General features: G+C 44.2%; 14 protein-coding genes and 1 pseudogene. 8 read left to right on the plus strand and 7 right to left on the minus strand.

Features of this window, described 5'->3' with window-relative positions:
• Positions 1–242 (minus strand): annotated as a pseudogene (locus tag VIN08_RS25195) (bifunctional folylpolyglutamate synthase/dihydrofolate synthase); the annotation flags it as partial.
• A gap of 247 nt (positions 243–489) precedes the next feature.
• Here VIN08_RS25195 and VIN08_RS25200 point away from each other — a divergent pair.
• The 3 genes from VIN08_RS25200 to VIN08_RS25210 all read left to right on the plus strand — a co-directional run bounded on the left by VIN08_RS25200 (position 490) and on the right by VIN08_RS25210 (position 3,162).
• Positions 490–1,818 (plus strand): ammonium transporter, encoded by a 1,329-nt coding sequence (locus VIN08_RS25200; protein ID WP_331971528.1) that lies wholly within the window; start codon positions 490–492, stop codon positions 1,816–1,818.
• Positions 1,819–2,273: 455 nt separating this feature from the next.
• Positions 2,274–2,639 carry a TerB family tellurite resistance protein gene (locus tag VIN08_RS25205; RefSeq protein WP_331971531.1) on the plus strand — a complete coding sequence of 122 codons (366 nt, stop codon included), beginning with the start codon at positions 2,274–2,276 and terminating at the stop codon, positions 2,637–2,639.
• Positions 2,626–3,162 carry a hypothetical protein gene (locus VIN08_RS25210; protein WP_331971534.1) on the plus strand — a complete coding sequence of 179 codons (537 nt, stop codon included), beginning with the start codon at positions 2,626–2,628 and terminating at the stop codon, positions 3,160–3,162. Before VIN08_RS25205 ends, VIN08_RS25210 begins: the two co-directional genes overlap by 14 nt.
• An 82-nt stretch (positions 3,163–3,244) precedes the next feature.
• On the opposite strand, the gene VIN08_RS25215 is transcribed toward VIN08_RS25210, so the two are convergent.
• Together VIN08_RS25215 and VIN08_RS25220 are read right to left on the minus strand one after the other, a co-directional pair.
• Positions 3,245–5,284, minus strand: coding sequence for an OPT family oligopeptide transporter (locus VIN08_RS25215; RefSeq protein ID WP_331971537.1), 2,040 nt, complete (start codon positions 5,282–5,284; stop codon positions 3,245–3,247).
• Positions 5,285–5,311: 27 nt separating this feature from the next.
• Complete coding sequence (locus tag VIN08_RS25220; RefSeq protein ID WP_331971540.1) at positions 5,312–6,811, minus strand: oligopeptide:H+ symporter; 1,500 nt, start codon at positions 6,809–6,811, stop codon at positions 5,312–5,314.
• 192 nt (positions 6,812–7,003) lie between these two features.
• Between VIN08_RS25220 and pckA the strand changes: the two genes are divergently transcribed.
• The 5 genes from pckA to VIN08_RS25245 all read left to right on the plus strand — a co-directional run bounded on the left by pckA (position 7,004) and on the right by VIN08_RS25245 (position 12,795).
• Positions 7,004–8,617: a phosphoenolpyruvate carboxykinase (ATP) gene (pckA, locus tag VIN08_RS25225; protein WP_331971543.1), complete on the plus strand. Its 1,614-nt coding sequence runs from the start codon at positions 7,004–7,006 to the stop codon at positions 8,615–8,617.
• 206 nt (positions 8,618–8,823) lie between these two features.
• On the plus strand, positions 8,824–9,294 hold the full coding sequence (locus VIN08_RS25230) for a hypothetical protein (protein WP_331971546.1): 471 nt from the start codon (positions 8,824–8,826) through the stop codon (positions 9,292–9,294).
• Between the two features lie 336 nt (positions 9,295–9,630).
• On the plus strand, positions 9,631–10,404 hold the full coding sequence (locus tag VIN08_RS25235; protein ID WP_331971549.1) for a M15 family metallopeptidase: 774 nt from the start codon (positions 9,631–9,633) through the stop codon (positions 10,402–10,404).
• Positions 10,405–10,406: 2 nt separating this feature from the next.
• Positions 10,407–11,609: a glycoside hydrolase family 1 protein gene (locus VIN08_RS25240; RefSeq protein WP_331971552.1), complete on the plus strand. Its 1,203-nt coding sequence runs from the start codon at positions 10,407–10,409 to the stop codon at positions 11,607–11,609.
• 43 nt (positions 11,610–11,652) lie between these two features.
• On the plus strand, positions 11,653–12,795 hold the full coding sequence (locus VIN08_RS25245) for a lactonase family protein (RefSeq protein ID WP_331971555.1): 1,143 nt from the start codon (positions 11,653–11,655) through the stop codon (positions 12,793–12,795).
• Positions 12,796–12,863: 68 nt separating this feature from the next.
• On the opposite strand, the gene VIN08_RS25250 is transcribed toward VIN08_RS25245, so the two are convergent.
• From VIN08_RS25250 to VIN08_RS25265, 4 genes are all read right to left on the minus strand, one after another.
• Complete coding sequence (locus VIN08_RS25250) at positions 12,864–13,613, minus strand: GH12 family glycosyl hydrolase domain-containing protein (protein WP_331971558.1); 750 nt, start codon at positions 13,611–13,613, stop codon at positions 12,864–12,866.
• A gap of 162 nt (positions 13,614–13,775) precedes the next feature.
• The gene (locus VIN08_RS25255; protein ID WP_331971560.1) at positions 13,776–14,261 is read right to left on the minus strand and encodes a CAP domain-containing protein; all 486 of its coding nucleotides are present in this window, start codon (positions 14,259–14,261) and stop codon (positions 13,776–13,778) included.
• A gap of 30 nt (positions 14,262–14,291) precedes the next feature.
• Positions 14,292–15,311 carry a 3-dehydro-L-gulonate 2-dehydrogenase gene (gene yiaK, locus VIN08_RS25260; protein ID WP_331971563.1) on the minus strand — a complete coding sequence of 340 codons (1,020 nt, stop codon included), beginning with the start codon at positions 15,309–15,311 and terminating at the stop codon, positions 14,292–14,294.
• Between the two features lie 62 nt (positions 15,312–15,373).
• Positions 15,374–16,042, minus strand: coding sequence for an OmpA family protein (locus VIN08_RS25265; protein ID WP_331971566.1), 669 nt, complete (start codon positions 16,040–16,042; stop codon positions 15,374–15,376).
• Positions 16,043–16,304 lie beyond the last annotated feature (262 nt).

Below are 16,304 nucleotides of genomic sequence, written 5' to 3' on the forward strand. Positions count from 1 at the left end.
GTATATAATCCGGTTCGATAGCCAGCCGATTGAAGTATAGAAGCCATCATGTGCGAGGTACTTCCTTTACCATTTGTACCAGCTACATGAATCGACTTGAATGTATGCTGCGGATTACCCAGTGCTTCACACAAAGCGATGGTGTTGGTCAGATCGCTTCGGTAGGCAACCGCTCCCATACGCTGAAACATCGGGAGGTTTGCGTAGAGATAGTTCAATACATCTTTATACGTCTTAAACATGGGCGCGAAAATAGTAGAAAAGTCGATAGCTCCTGGCTGAACCCGGATGCTCTTTTGGAAGAAGAAGCCTGCACATTTTAGGTTAACAAATTTTCAAAAACGACAGCCTTTTGGGCTGATCTAGGGTAAAATTAAAACGACCTAAAACGTTTTCTGTCATTTTTATTTCAAACAGGGATACAATTAAAGGGTAGTTTTCAAAAAATTATCGATTTTTGAAGAACAACAACCAGAATTTTACCGCCTTATGAAGAAATCTTTAATCTTTTTGCTGCTGCTCATTGGCGTCAGCGTGCTGGCAGTTTTTATGCCGGCCCTCCCCAAACAGATTGTAACCGAAGGACTTAATGGTGGCGACATCGCCTGGATGCTGGCTGCCTCTGCCCTGGTGCTGCTCATGACTCCCGGTCTTGCCTTTTTTTATGGAGGTATGATCGACATGAAGAACATCACTTACACCATGTTCCAAAGCTTTATCGCGATGGGTGTTATTGGTGTACTCTGGATCGTAGTAGGCTTCAGCCTTGCATTCGGTCATTCGATTGGCGGTATCATTGGTGATCCAAGAACGTTCCTCATGTTTCAGAATGTATTGGATGGCAAACCGTGGGGACTCGCTCCTACTATACCATTGGTACTGTTTGCTTTCTTCCAGTTGAAGTTCGCGATCATTACACCTGCGTTGATCACGGGTACATTTGCTGAGCGCGTTCGCTTCAAGTCATATATCATCTTCCTCGTTTTATTCTCACTTTTCATTTATGCACCACTTGCTCACTGGACGTGGCACCCGGATGGCTTCCTCTTTAAAATGGGTGTATTGGATTTTGCCGGTGGTACAGTAGTGCACATGTCGGCAGGTATAGCAGCACTGGTTGCTTCTATATTTCTGAAGAGCAACGAAGAAAAGAAACACATCGCTCCGGCTAATATACCTTTCGTATTACTCGGCACTGGTCTACTGTGGTTCGGATGGTTCGGTTTCAATGCCGGCAGTGCATTGAGCGCTAATGCGCTTGCAGCTTCTGCTTTTGCAACAACCAATACAGCATCTGCTGCGGCTGGTCTTGCCTGGATCTTGTTTGATTCGGTACGTGGTAAAAAACCTTCTGCTCTTGGATTCTGTATTGGTGCTGTTGTAGGTCTTGTTGCCATTACACCGGCTGCCGGCTTTGTAACAATACCATCAAGCTTGTTCATTGGTACCTTCGCCAGTCTTATCAGCAATGTGATGGTACATTGGAAAACGACCAAGACTTCCCTGGAAGATACGCTGGATGTATTCCCTTGCCACGGTGTAGGTGGTGCAGTAGGTATGGTGATGACTGGTTTACTGGCTCACACTTCTGTAAACGCTGCCAACACAACAGGTAACGGTTTGTTCTTTGGCGATACAACATTATTTATAGTACACATGAAGGCGTTGGCAATTGTAGTAGCCTTTACTTTCATTGGTACAGGAATCATTTTGAAAATTACCGATATGATTTCGCCTCTGACTATCAGTCAAGCTAAACGTACGGTAGAGCCAGCCTACGAACCGGAAGAAAATCTGGTAGCTGATCTAAGTCGATAGGCTATCACTCAAAAAAAGCCCTGCATAATGCGGGGCTTTTTTTATGGGGTGACCGTTAGTCGTTACACGTTATGCGTTGTCAGTCTTCAACTATTAACGGTCACAGAATATCGAACAAGGAACACCGATCAATGAATGATGAAGTGGAGTATACCCGCTTTTCACTTTAAGCTTTACTCTTTCTGCTTTTTATCTTCTGCGTCAATCTGCGAGAAACAAAGTTGTTTTTTTATTCTGTGCAAATCCGTGAATTCTGTGGGAGATTTTCTGCATTTGAATATCGAACAAGGAACACCGATCAACGAATGATGAAGTATAAAAGACACACTACTACCCCCAAACTCACACATCCAGCCGCCAGTGGCTTGAAGCCAGCAGTCATATTGAATATCGAAGTATAATACCTTGCACGATAAACCGAAGAATGTATACCTTAGTTGCAAAAGACTTTGACCATGATCATCCACTCATCCTTCCCAGACTTCGTTGTGTTCCTGTATGTGCACTTGTCGCAAGCGGATAACAGTTACGACCCTGCGGAACTTGCTGCTATTAAAGGAAAAATGGCTGGGCTCTATCCGGCTGGTACTGACATTGAACGCAAGCTATATTCTGCCATCCGCGAGTATAATTCGTTTGACAAAGAGAAACTGAACGACCTGTTTCACAAAACCGTTCAACACTTCGGGCAGGAGCAGCAATTGCAGCAGAGCAACCTGATCGATGCCATGCAGGAAATTATCCGGGCTGACGGAAAGGTAGAGCAATCCGAAACCAAAGCATTGGAAACACTCAAACAACTGATTGATGTATCGCGCTAAAGAATTTCCGGCCAAAGGACTTCTAACGGTACCCCTGCTGGTAATTCTATCACTGGCAGCTTGTCAGAAACCATCGCATGTTGCAAATGATGGATACTCGTGGGATGAAGCACCACCGATGGTATTACATGCTTCACTAAAAGATAGTCTGTCTCCCAACGCACTGAATATACTGCGGCCAAGCGACTCCGAAGGTATACGAGTAAAATATAGCAATGGTGCATACGCCAGCTATTTTGAATACCAGGCCAACCGACAAGACGTACTCCGTGCTGTTGCATCCCTCCCATTTCCCAAATACGTGATGCGCGCGGATACAACGTGTTATCAAATCCCCATAAAAGATTTAGCGATAATACGCCAACGCATCTCGGATACAGAATACGAAGCCGCTTCTTATTTCTGGGATGTGAACCCGAACGATTTTGATATATACGAATGCTATAAAGCTCCTATGAAACATATCTTGCTGATCAGCAAAACCTCAAATAAGGTTTTGCATCGCATAGAGTTGGTAAGCTGATATATATACTTTCAAAACAAAACGAGGGTGCTCTTGATCAGAGCACCCTCGTTTGATTTATAGCGAAGTATACTTCTTCCTTTTATTTCTTAACCGCGAGGCGGTATAGCATCAGCATCATGGCTGCGAAGAACAATGTGCCCATGATATGATATCCGGCTGTACCCAGACTTTCGGTCAATCCGTGTTCCACATTAAAGGCATCCATCAATCCCGGTAAAACCACCGCCAGTATAGCTACAATTACACCGGTTAGCGCACCACCGGCAATCAGGCCTGTGGCAAACAAACTGCCTCGTCCCAATTCATCATCCTGTACCTTTTCACCTTTGCGTTCTGCTCGCCAGTCTACATAGCCTTTCACAGCGCCACCGGCAAAGATGGGAAGTGTAGTTGATAATGGTAAATATAGTCCTATAGCAAAAGCCAGTGCTTTAATACCGCACAGCTCCATCGTTACGGCTATAAATACACCCACCATTACAAATTGCCAGTCGAGGTTAAAGGAAAGTATACCGCGTGCCAGTGTTGCCATAAGCGTAGCCTGAGGTGCAGGGTATAGATCGCTGCCGATAGCGTGGGTAATGCCTTGCTTTACCATTTCGGGTGTAGGTGTATCCAGTATCTGCACAATAACACCAATGGCGACAGACGAAACAATGGCTCCTATAAAAAGTGCCATTTGCTGTAGCCTGGGCGTTGCACCAACAATATAGCCGGCCTTTAAATCCTGCGAGGTTCCACCGGCATTTGAAGCTGCAATACAGATCATACCGCCTACAACCAACGCCAGTGGTTCGTAAACTTTACCTGACCAGCCGATACTGGTAAAGATCAAACACGTTCCCATCAACGTAGCGATCGTCATACCCGATATAGGATTGTTACTCGTACCCACCAAACCAACGATACGGCTGGACACGGTAACAAAGAAAAATCCGAACAATACGATAAGAACACCAATGAAAAGTTTTTGCAGAATGTTATCTCCGGGAATGATTGAACTCGGCAGTAAAGCGGTGAGCAGCACCAATGCTATACTTCCGATGATCACGAACTTGAAAGAGAGATCATCTTCTGTGCGCAATACACTTCCCTGATTTTTATCTTTCAATGAGCCTATACTTTCGCGGAATGAGCTGACAATAGTTGGTATAGTCTTGATCAAGGTAATAAAACCTCCGGCTGCCACTGCACCTGCACCGATCTGACGAATATAGGCGCGATAGATCGCATCGGCATAGTTACCAAATGTATGTGTTTGAGGATCCCAGTTACCGTAGCCTCCGGCTGTACTCAAATTAGCCAGGTTACCAAGCTTGACAAGTTGAAGTGCTATAGTATCCGGTGCTACCAACGTACTCAGCAACGGAATCATCGCCCACCACGCAAGCACTGAACCTGCCACCAACACACCGGATATACGCGGACCAATAATATACCCAACACCTAAATATTCAGGCGTTATCTCTGCACGGGTTGCTGCCGATGGCCAGTATTTATTCACCTGACTCGTAACTACTGCCGGTATCTCTGCTATAACATGAAATACTTTTTGTAGCAGTGCATATACCAATGCAACGGCCATACCTGCAAATGCAGTTTGAGCGAACACACCACCCTTCTCACCGGCCTGTAGTACCGAAGCACATGCTGTACCTTCCGGGTATGGCAATGTGCCGTGTTCTTTCACAATGAGTGATCTGCGCAGCGGTATCATCATCAACGTACCCAGCATACCTCCGAATGAAGCCAGAATAAGTATAGTAAGGTAATCGAAGTAACTCTCGCCCATGCTTATGCCATTCTCGCCCGGAGAGAGAAATAAAAATCCGGGTAATGTAAATACAACACCAGCTGCTATACTCTCACCGGCAGAACCGGTGGTTTGTATGATGTTATTCTCAAGTATCGTTGTCTTCAGAAATTTTCTGCCCAGGGTAATCGCTATAACAGCTATAGGGATGGATGCCGTAACAGTAAGTCCGGCTTTGAGTGCGAGATATACTGTAGAGGAACCGAACAGTATACCGAACAACGAACCGAACAGTATAGATTTAACAGTGAACTCCGGAATCTTCTGCTCAGGAGCTACATACGGTTTAAAGGATTTTACTTCCATAGTGGTTAATGAGGTACGCGATGTTGTTTATTGAATATTACCCATGAGTTTTCGAATTGGCTTACTGAACACCAGCACAATAGCGCCTGCTATAAACATGATCTTTACGATAAAGCCAAAGAGCTCTGTAAGCAGCTCCGGATTTTTAGTGATTGCTTCATCATTAAATTCACCGGCATATAGTCCGGCAAAAAGATTTCCGAGCGCGAGTGCCATAAAGAATACACCCATCATTTGTCCTACCAATCGCTTCGGAGAAAGTTTTGTTACACCACTTAGTCCTATCGGGTATAAACATATTTCACCAAAAGTGTGCAGCATATAGGTCATCACCAGCCAGGTTGGTAATGGCTTTTCTCCTCTGAAAACTATTTCAGACGCACCGATCATAATAAGATAACCAATGCCCATGAAGATAAGCCCCAAAGCAAGTTTTACCGGTGTGATCGGGTTGAGTTTTCGTTTGGCAAGTATTGACCACAACCATGTAAATACAGGTACAAATAATATCACAAAGAATGGAGGTGCTGATTGCAGCCAGCTTGCCGGCATAATAAAACCACCCAAGTCACGATCAGTATATCGGTCTGCAAAAAGATTGAGTGACGATCCTTGTCCCTCATAACCGGTATAGAACATGGTAGTGATCAAAAACATCAGGAATATGGCGAAGACTTTTTTCTTCTCATCACCTTCCAGTTTTTCAAAGAGGAATACATAAATGAAATATAGTATTACCGCTATGCCAATCACTAGTCCGGAGGCTCCGGCAAATACAACCGGATTGATGGTAATGGTTCGTGTGAGTAATAACGCAACAAAACCAATCAACAAAGCAGAAATAATAAACAGTCCTGTACGAATGGTATTCTCGCGGGCTTTCTGTCTCAATGGATCTGCCAGCCGTGTTGGTTCAAGCCCTGCTGTTCCTAAATAATTTTCAGTCGCTTTATACTGGATCAATCCGCAGATCATTCCTACACCGGCTGCTGCAAATCCATAATGCCAGTTTACATTTTCACCGAGATAACCAACAATGATTGGAGAGATCAGCGCTCCTGAATTTATACCCATAAAGAATATAGAGAAGCCGGCATCGCGTTTTACCTGTTCATCGGCAGGGTATATTTCGCCCACCATACTGCTGATGTTCGGTTTGAGTAAACCCGTGCCGATCACGATCAGTAGCAATCCTATAAAGAATGTTTCATCAGAAGGAAGTGCCAGGCATATATGGCCAAGAGCGATGATGCATCCGCCATAAAAAATAGATTTACGAAGACCGAAGAATTTATCTGCGAGCCATCCACCCGGTAATGCCAGCAGGTATACAAACATGGTATATAAACCATATACAGCACCACCTGTGCGATCATCGAAGCCCATGCCTCCGCGTTCCGGAGGTGCCACCATATATAGCAGCAAAAGCGCCCGCATACCATAGTAGCTGAAGCGCTCCCACATCTCCGTAAAAAATAAAGTAGCCAATCCACGCGGATGGCCGAAAAATGTTTTTCCAGAATTCATTAAAACAAATAGGTCAGATAGGTAAAATAAAATACTGCTTGCGGTTCTTTAAACCGGCTTCAAAGTAGGCCGATAAATCCATTTTCGCAAATACTGTTTGTTCCTCGCAACCGGAAACAAAATAAAATTGCAAACGATTGAAGTGGCTTGAAATTGCCATAACTTTGCAAAACTCATTAACCCAATTTGACAATGCTTGAATTCGGAATCAGGTCCCGCTTATCCGGGATCGAAGCCCTCGGTATTCCCGAAGGGAAAGTCTACTGGAATCTCCCTCCTGAACAACTTACGATGATGGCGCTTGAACGCGGTCAGGCAAAGATCACAAAATCCGGAGCCATTGCAGTTGATACAGGAGAATTTACAGGCAGATCGCCCAAAGACAAATTCACCGTGAAGGACTCTATCACTGAAAAGACCGTCTGGTGGAATAATTTCAATATACCTTTTGATGCTGCCAAGTTCGATCAGCTCTATCGAAAGATGCTGCAGTATTTTAATGAAAAAGAGTTCTTCGTACGCGATGTATATGCGTGTGCCGATCCGCGATATCGTATGGGTATTCGTGTGGTCAACGAGTATGCATGGTCGAACCTGTTTGTCTACAACATGTTCATTCGTCCATCAGAAGAAGAACTGAAACAGTTTGAACCGGAGTGGCTGGTGTTGAATGCTCCCGGATTTTTTGCAAACCCTGCAGAAGATGGAACCCGTCAGCATAACTTTTCAATCATCGACTTCACCCGTAAAATTATACTCATCGGTGGCAGCGGCTATACAGGCGAGATCAAGAAAGGAATTTTTACTGCGCTGAATTTTATACTGCCGCATCAAAAGAATGTACTCTCCATGCACTGTTCTGCCAATGTTGGCGAAAAAGGAGACACTGCTATATTCTTTGGATTATCCGGCACAGGTAAAACAACACTGTCAGCGGATCCGAATCGAAAACTGATTGGCGATGATGAACATGGATGGACGGCAGACAATGTGATCTTCAACTTTGAAGGTGGATGCTATGCTAAGACGATCAACCTTTCAGAAGAAAAAGAGCCTGAGATCTTCCACGCTATCAAACCCGGAGCGTTGCTGGAAAATATAGTTTGCAAACCCGATACAAACGAAGTTGACTTTGCTGATTGCTCTCGTACGGAGAATACACGCGTGAGCTACCCGATCGATTTCATTGAACATATCACCGTACCTTCACTGGGTCGTAATCCTAAAAATATATTCTTCCTTACCTGCGATGCATATGGCGTACTTCCTCCTATTGCCAAGCTCACACCCGGCCAGGCGGCCTTTCATTTCATCTCGGGTTATACAGCAAAAGTGGCCGGCACAGAAGCAGATGTGACAGAACCTACTATGACATTTTCGGCTTGCTTTGGTGCGCCTTTCATGCCGCTACATCCAACGGCCTATGCGGAAATGTTGAGCAGAAAAATGAAAGAAGCCGGAGTAAATGTATGGCTTGTTAACACAGGATGGTCTGGCGGACCGTACGGTATAGGTAAGCGGATGAGTTTGAAATATACCCGTGCATTAATCACGGCTGCATTGACCGGAGCACTTAATTCCGTTATCTTTAATCAACACGAGCTATTCGGTATAGCTATACCAACGGCTTGCCCCGATGTACCTTCGGAAATTCTGAATCCGCGAAATACCTGGAACGACCAGGAAGAGTACGACCATAAAGCACAATTTTTAGCAGAGGCTTTCTTAAAGAACTTTGAAAAGTTTGCTGCACACGCCAATGAAGAAATACTGGAGGGCGCGCCCAGAGTAAAACTGCACGCCTGAAAAAGTCCTTGCTTGGCTTTATCAAACAGTAGGGATTGGCAAGAGCCGCCTCGGAAAATCCGTGGGCGGCTTTCTTCGTTCATCGAACCACAGCTCCACTAAAACAGATTTTTTACCGCTAACAGTAAACAAGCAACTTTTAAAATGGCTTGTTTGCTATTATGCGTTTTGTAACAAATGAAGTTTTACCTAAAAAAGCCATTCTTATGAAGTTGAAGTTTTTTAGCCTGGTGTTTTTCATGGCGCTTTTTTCTGCAAAATTGTTCGCGCAGGATGCTGCGGCAGTGACGGATGAGGAGTTGAAAAAGTATGCGATTGCCATGGATTCTGTAAATGAAATGCAAGCGGTTCTGTCAGGACAGATCAAGCAGATGGTAACGACCAACCAGAATGTAACAGCAGCGCGTTACAATGAGTTGTTCAAGATCATCGGTGACGAGGGAAAATTACTGGAAGCAAATGCTACTCCGGATGAAATCAGCTTCGTGAAAGAAGTAATCGCGAAGAAAGATGCCGGTACGGCCAAGATCAAGGAAACGTACCAGCTTTTAGCGAAAGACTACGTTGGGGCTGCGGCATTCAACAAAGTGAAGAAAGCAATCAGCAGTGACGAAACTTTGAAAACAAAGTATCAGACTCTGATGGAAGAACTCGCCAAAGACAATGCGGTAAATTAATTTGAAATTCCATAGCGCAAATGAAGAAGGCTGTTCTGAAAAGAGCAGCCTTTCTTTTTTGCTGTTGTTTCCAACTGACACCAAAAAGGAAAAATTTCTCTGCCCCTTGAAAACGGGGCTTACTCAAATTTGAATATCGAACAGGGAACACCGATTAACGAATGTTTGAAGTTATAAAGTACGGAAGACGGAAAAGTCAGAAAACATTTTCTACTTACGATTAACAATTAACGGTTAACCATTAACGCATACGCTCGCTGCTATTTCTTAACCTTCGCGTAAAGCGATGATGAGGCAAATGTTCTATATTTGCAGCCGTTAACGATGCTGTAAGAAATGTCCAACCTTTTAAAGCCTCTCGTACTTCCTGTTTTATTGCTCATACACGTTGCAGCACATGCACAGTTCGATGGTCTATTTACACCATTTGATTGCCGCGAGCATGCCGAATTCTTTCATAGCGAACCGGTGGAAGAACCTGTTAAGATCGATTCTGCTGCTATCGTAGCCACTCAGGAAACCATCATTTCGTTCGATACGATCAACGGCTGGAAGCAATGGCATTTTGTTGAGAACTTTTCTTTTGGAAAAGATCGTGGCGCTATGCCTATGATCACTGACCTGGATGCACTGCATCCTTACTTTCGCGACCAGATCAAAACACTGATCGCAGCATGCAAAGCGAAAGGTATAGATCTCGCGGTAGTTGAATCTTACCGCACACATGCCAAGCAAAATGAATATAAAACGATGGGGCGCAAATATACCAGCTCCGGTGCGGGGCGCTCCAAACATCAATATGGTCTTGCTGTAGATCTCGTACCTATCGTTGACTCCGTGGCGGTATGGGACGATACAGCACTTTGGAAAAAGATAGGAGTTGAAGGAGAAAAACTTGGACTACGCTGGGGAGGTCGCTGGAGAACTCCCTATGATCCCGGACATTTTGAATGGACGGGAGGATTAACATCTATACATCTTGCTAAAGGTATACTTCCCCCGGTACCTAAATGTGACGAACTCTATCCATGCATGCAGGAAGACATAAAACTTCTGCGCAAGTATTGGAAAGAATGGGAGACGTCACAGAGTGCGCTGACGCGGAATTAAGTATGAGACTCACTTTTCCGGAACATTTTTTCTTTGGTACAAGTACAGCTGCTACGCAGATAGAAACTGCCTTCGAACACGACTGGCAAGGTATAAAGTCGCGCGATGGTTTTCTGTTTGATCAGACTACGGATCATGAGCTGCGGCTTGAAGAAGATATAGCGATTATTGCCAGGCTCGCTCCTAATTATCGCATGAGTTTAATGTGGAGTAAACTTCAACGTGAACCGCTCGGTAACTTTCATCCGGAAACACAACAACATTATCATTCTTTACTGCAGCAACTGAAGGCACGCGGTATAAATATCATGATGGTGCTTCACCATTTCACCAATCCGTTGTGGTTTGCCAAACGTGGCGGATGGGAAAAAGAAGAGAACATTCCATTGTGGGTAGACTTCTGCAAGAAAGTAGTTGATGAGTATGGCCACTATATTTCGTACTGGAATACTTTCAACGAGCCCAATGTATATGCGAGCTATGGATGGATCACCGGCTTCTTCCCTCCTTTCAAGATCAATCCGTTAACGGCAGGAAAAGTTGTTATAAACATGGGCAAGGCGCATAATATAGTATACGACTATATCAAAGCTAAATTTCCCGATCATCCTGTTGGTATATCACATAATGCAACGGTATTCTCTGCCGAAAATATACTCGGCTGGTTTCCGGCACGCCTGAGCGACTGGTGGTTTATGGAATATGTACCAAGCCACTTTGAAAAGGCAGACTTCTTTGGCATGAGTTACTACGGACGTATACCACACGACCCGCTGCCTATCACCTACCTGGAAACGCCACACAAGATCAAGGAACTGGGACGCAAGCATGACGACATCTGGGAATATTACCCGGAAGGATTACGCACCTGCCTCGATCGTTACTGGAACAAGTATAAAAAGCCCATCATCATAACGGAGAATGGCGTATGTGATGAAAGTGATTTCCTTCGCTTGCAGGCCATACAGGATTATGCCGAGATCGTTCACACCGCCATTAAAGATGGTATAGATATACGCGGCTACTATTTCTGGAGTACGTGGGATAATTTCGAGTGGCACTTGGGACCTTCTATGCGCTTCGGCCTATACGAGTGTGATCTCAAAACCAAAAACAGGATGATGAAGCCCAGCGGAGCGTTGTACGCATCGTTGGCACACTCTAAAAAAATAAGTATACATAAGCACAAAGAGGTTTCTGTTTAGAGAATTTACATTACCTTCAGGCCTACTATATACTACCTGATCCATGACTCGAAGATTACTGCTGCTGACGTTATTCTCCCTCTCCTATATTTTCATTTGTGCACAACCCAAGAAGGAAATACTCTATGTCGGAACATTCAGTGTGCGCGGCAGTCAGGGTATTTATAGCTATACCTTTAACCGTGCTAAAAAGACATTGACACCGGTTCAAAATGTACCCGGCCTTGAAAGTCCGTCATTTTTAGGTATACATCCTACCCGGAAGTTTCTATACTCTGTTAATCGTGGTAAAGCGAGCGAGAACGAAACCGGAGGCTCGGTAACAGCATATCAGCTCGATGCCAAGACAGGAAAGCTCACGGCTTTAAATACACGTTCTTCTTTCGGAGCTGATCCATGCCACATCAGCTTTGACAAAACGGGCCAGTATATATTTGTTTCCAATTACAACGAAGGAAACCTGGTGGTTCTTCCGCTTTTTGAAGATGGCCTCGTGGGCAACCCATCCGACTCTAAAAAATATATAGGCAACAGTATAAATACAGAGCGCCAGCAAAGTTCTCATTTACATTCCGCGTTGATCTCTCCAGACAATCACTTTCTCTATGCGGCAGATCTTGGTACGGATAAAATATACATCTATAATTTTAACCTGAAAAACGGAACCCTGGATGACTCGAGGCAAAAGGAAGTATCTGTAAAACCAGGCTGTGGCCCACGTCATTTTGTGTTTCATCCCAACGGAAACTATATGTACGTAGCGGAAGAGTTAACCTCTACCGTAGCAACGTTTAAAGTTGATAAGAAGAATGGTGATCTCACTATACTACAAGATTCTGTTCTATCATTGCCAAAAACATTTACCGGTAAAAATACCAGTGCGGATATACATATAGATCCAAAGGGAAAATTCCTGTATATGTCTAATCGCGGTTATAACGGACTCAGTATATTTTCTGTTGGAGCGGATGGAAAGATCAAACTTGTAGGACAACAAACTACCGGAGGAAGTACACCGCGCAATTTCATGATCGACTCTAAAGGAGAGTATATATTCGTAGCTCACCAGGATTCTGATACTATTGTCATGTTCAGGATCAATCCTAAAACCGGTATGTTGGCGCAAGTGGGCAAACCTGTTAAGGTTCCTGCTCCGGTTTGCCTGAAGATGATTACCCTTCCTTAAAAAGTTTAGAGTTCAAGGTTCAAGGTTCAACCTGAAACATTGAACCTTAAACCTTGAACTCAGAATTTCTAATTAAATGATACAGAATAGCTGTTGGTCACATAGTTCAATCCTCCGTTAGAAGAAGTGATCTCATAACCGAATTGTACATCGCCTACCGTGATGTCTCCAAACCAACCGCGGGCTTTAACCCAATCCATAATTGCTTTGATGTTTACTGTGGTGTTGTTTGTTTTGGTGGTTCTCAGGAAAGAGTATACATTGTTGCTTCCATTGTTACCACGGAATACATTCCACGTAGCTCCTCCTACTGATACGTTGGTATATACCGGCACAGGGTTACCCGCTGCACTCCAGTTATAGGAGATTGGCTTAATGTTACCGCTTCCATCAGCATTGCTGGTATAGTTCATCCACAACATAATTTCATGTTGCTTGGCACTATCCCACACATCATAGGCAGAAGTCCACGCTCCGCCTGAAGGGGTTGTTACACTAATTGTACTGCTGCATGAACTTAGAGAGCTCAATGTACGCCCTACATATTTAGTACAGTTCGGGTACGACTTTATACCGCTTGTGTTCGGATGGTTGGCCCATACGCCCCAGTTGCTATAGGAGTTGGCCCAGATCGATTGAGGTCCTGCTCCGGAACCCCAGATGTTATTATAGAGTGTATACCCTCCGTTGGTCCAGGTGGCATACTGCGCACTGGATCCCCACGCGGCCAATACTTCTCCCGTAGATGGTTGAACTTCTTCGTTCTGGCAGGCCAGAACAATACTTGAGATGACGAGTAATGTTAAAACTTTTTTCATGGCTTTGGTTGTTTTAAAACGTTTGCGTAAAACTAGTGGCCATGAAAAAAATCGATGGGTCGGTTTTGTTACCAATCTTGGATGAATAAAAACAGAAAGGGTATAAAATCTCTTTAATGTGGGTATAAATCTTCTATTTCAAACGATTTCGAATAGATGTTTTCACTCCGAACGACCGAAATCCAGCACCCAATAACCGGATACTCTGGCTCCGCCAACTTCCAGGTATATAGTATCCATCAGGTTCTTGCAATGACTCTCGCTGGCAATCCAACCTTGCATTACATCGTGAACATTGCTATACCCTTTTGCCATATTCTCCCCTACATATATACCTCTGTATCCCGCCTGTAGTGCTCGCGTAATGGGGGGCGTGCCGTCTCGCGAAAGATGACTGAAGTAATTATTAGTATACATATCGTAGGCATGATCGTACGCAACTTGTTCAAGGGTATCATTCCAGGTAACGGGCTGCACAGCAGGTATCCAGTCCTGACCGCACTGGCAACCGGTGCTTCGTAAATCATTTACTGCTTTTAGTAATTCCTGGTGTATATCTGTCTTTACAGACAGATCATCGTCTACGCAACCTGCTATGGCCACTCCTATCGTCAGCAACACCACCCCTGCACGCAAGGTCCTTCTCATGTTTATAGCCATCGGTCTCTTAATATATATTTAGCGAAGCGCGAGAATTTCATTCCATATTTTTTGTGATACTGGTATCCCTGATTTCAGGTTAGCTTCTCTTATTTTCAAAACATGCTCGCCCGGGTAACGGATATCTTTACCGGGTGCCGGCTGTGCCTGGTGGTAGTCGTCAATTATACCTGTTAATGTACTGGCCAGTGTCGGAAAATTTTCCAGCTTTGAAAGATCGATGACAATAAATACCTGCGAGAGTGAATGCTCGGCTTCCTGCTTCGTAATGTCTGATGTTGATAAACCTCCTGAAAGAATGGCTGCGAGTATATCCAGCAATAATGATAAACCAGATCCTTTCCAATAACCGATTGGCAATACTCTACGCGATTCCATAATAGCCGATGCATCATCCGTAAGATTTCCCTTCTCATCGTATCCACCGGGAGTCGGCAATTTTTGTCCGCGGGTGCTATATAGATCCAACGCACCATACGAGTATTGCGACATTGCCATGTCCAACACAATAGCAGTATTATGAAATGGTATAGCTATCACCAGGGGATTATTTCCCAGGCGCGCATCCGTAGCCCCCCACACTGGCATGTTGGCTATCGTATTGGTCCATCCAATAAATACAAATCCCTTTCGCGCAGTATACCAGCCATAATATCCGCCTCGCATCCAGTGGTTGGTGTTAGATAAGGCAACGCATCCTATACCATACTGTTGTGCAATTTCCATTGAACGATCTGAAGCATATAGTGCATTCAACGGTCCGGGGCCAAGATTGCCATTCCATTGTTCAACCGATCCGAAACCACTTTTCTTTACCGGCTGTTGATCAATTTTTATATACCCTTGTTTAATATAGGACACAAAACGTGGAAACCGGTTTACGCCATGTGTATATATACCTTCCAAGCTGTTATCAGCAAATATACCTGCGCAGGTAGCCGCACGTTCAGGTGTAAATCCCAGCGAGTTCAGTATTGTCAGAAACGTATCATACATCTGTTGATACGGCACGTGTATAAAGGAAGAATCTTTTTCCATAAATAAAAAAGCGCCAGCAGTATACTTGCTGGCGCCCTGAAGTTAAGAAAATTGTAATGGAATTAATCTTTCAGAATGCGTAACTCTACGCGTCTGTTCTTGGCACGCGCTTCGGGTGTAAGCTCATTGGCTAATGGTTGTGAACCTCCAAAAGCTTTGGTTTGAATTCTGCCTTTCGATATACCTTTTTCTACCAGGTATTTCTTGACAGCATCCACGCGGTTCTGCGACAACTCGAGGTTAGCTTTCGGACTGCCCACATTATCTGTATGACCTTCCAGTTGAATTTCAATCTTCGTGTTCTCTTTCATCATTTGTGCTACTTCATCCAGCTCTGCGTATGACTTGGGATCGATAACAGCTTTACCCTGTGCAAAGATCAGATGGTTCAGAATAATGGTTTGTCCCTTTGGTGTAAGGCTTACATCGCGCACTACTTTTTTGTTGGCATCTATATCTTTCGGATCGACAATTACCGTGCGGGGATTATAGCCTTCGGCCGATGCTGTGATTTGATATTTGGCTGTTCCGAAAATCGAAAATGAAAATGTACTGTCATTAAACCTGCCGAATATACTGCCGGTTGGTATACTGCTATAGCGAATACTGGCTTTTATACCTTTGCCTGTTCGTGAATCGGTTACTTTGCCTTCGGCTGTAATCGCATCATTCTGGGCATGCAGTACTTGTGCCACCGAATAGAGTAAAATAAGCATGATAAACTTTTTCATACACTAAAAGTAAAAAAGCTTATGCACCTGAACAATACTTATACTATTGACCGGCATTGCTATCGGTAAACGGATTGAAAACCATGCGCGAACGCTGCATTCATGCTGCACGTTTCTCCGAAGAGAAATCTTTCAATAGCCATTGAGCAGTTTCACGCCAAAGCACTGCCTCCATCTGTTTGCGAAAGAAACCAAAATGACCAACGGATTTTTTCATCACATCATCGGGATGCAGATGCCAGTGTTCTCTCTTCAGATTTTT

This window comes from Ohtaekwangia sp. (assembly GCF_036568665.1).
In the GTDB taxonomy this organism is placed as follows: Bacteria; Bacteroidota; Bacteroidia; order Cytophagales; family Cyclobacteriaceae; genus Ohtaekwangia.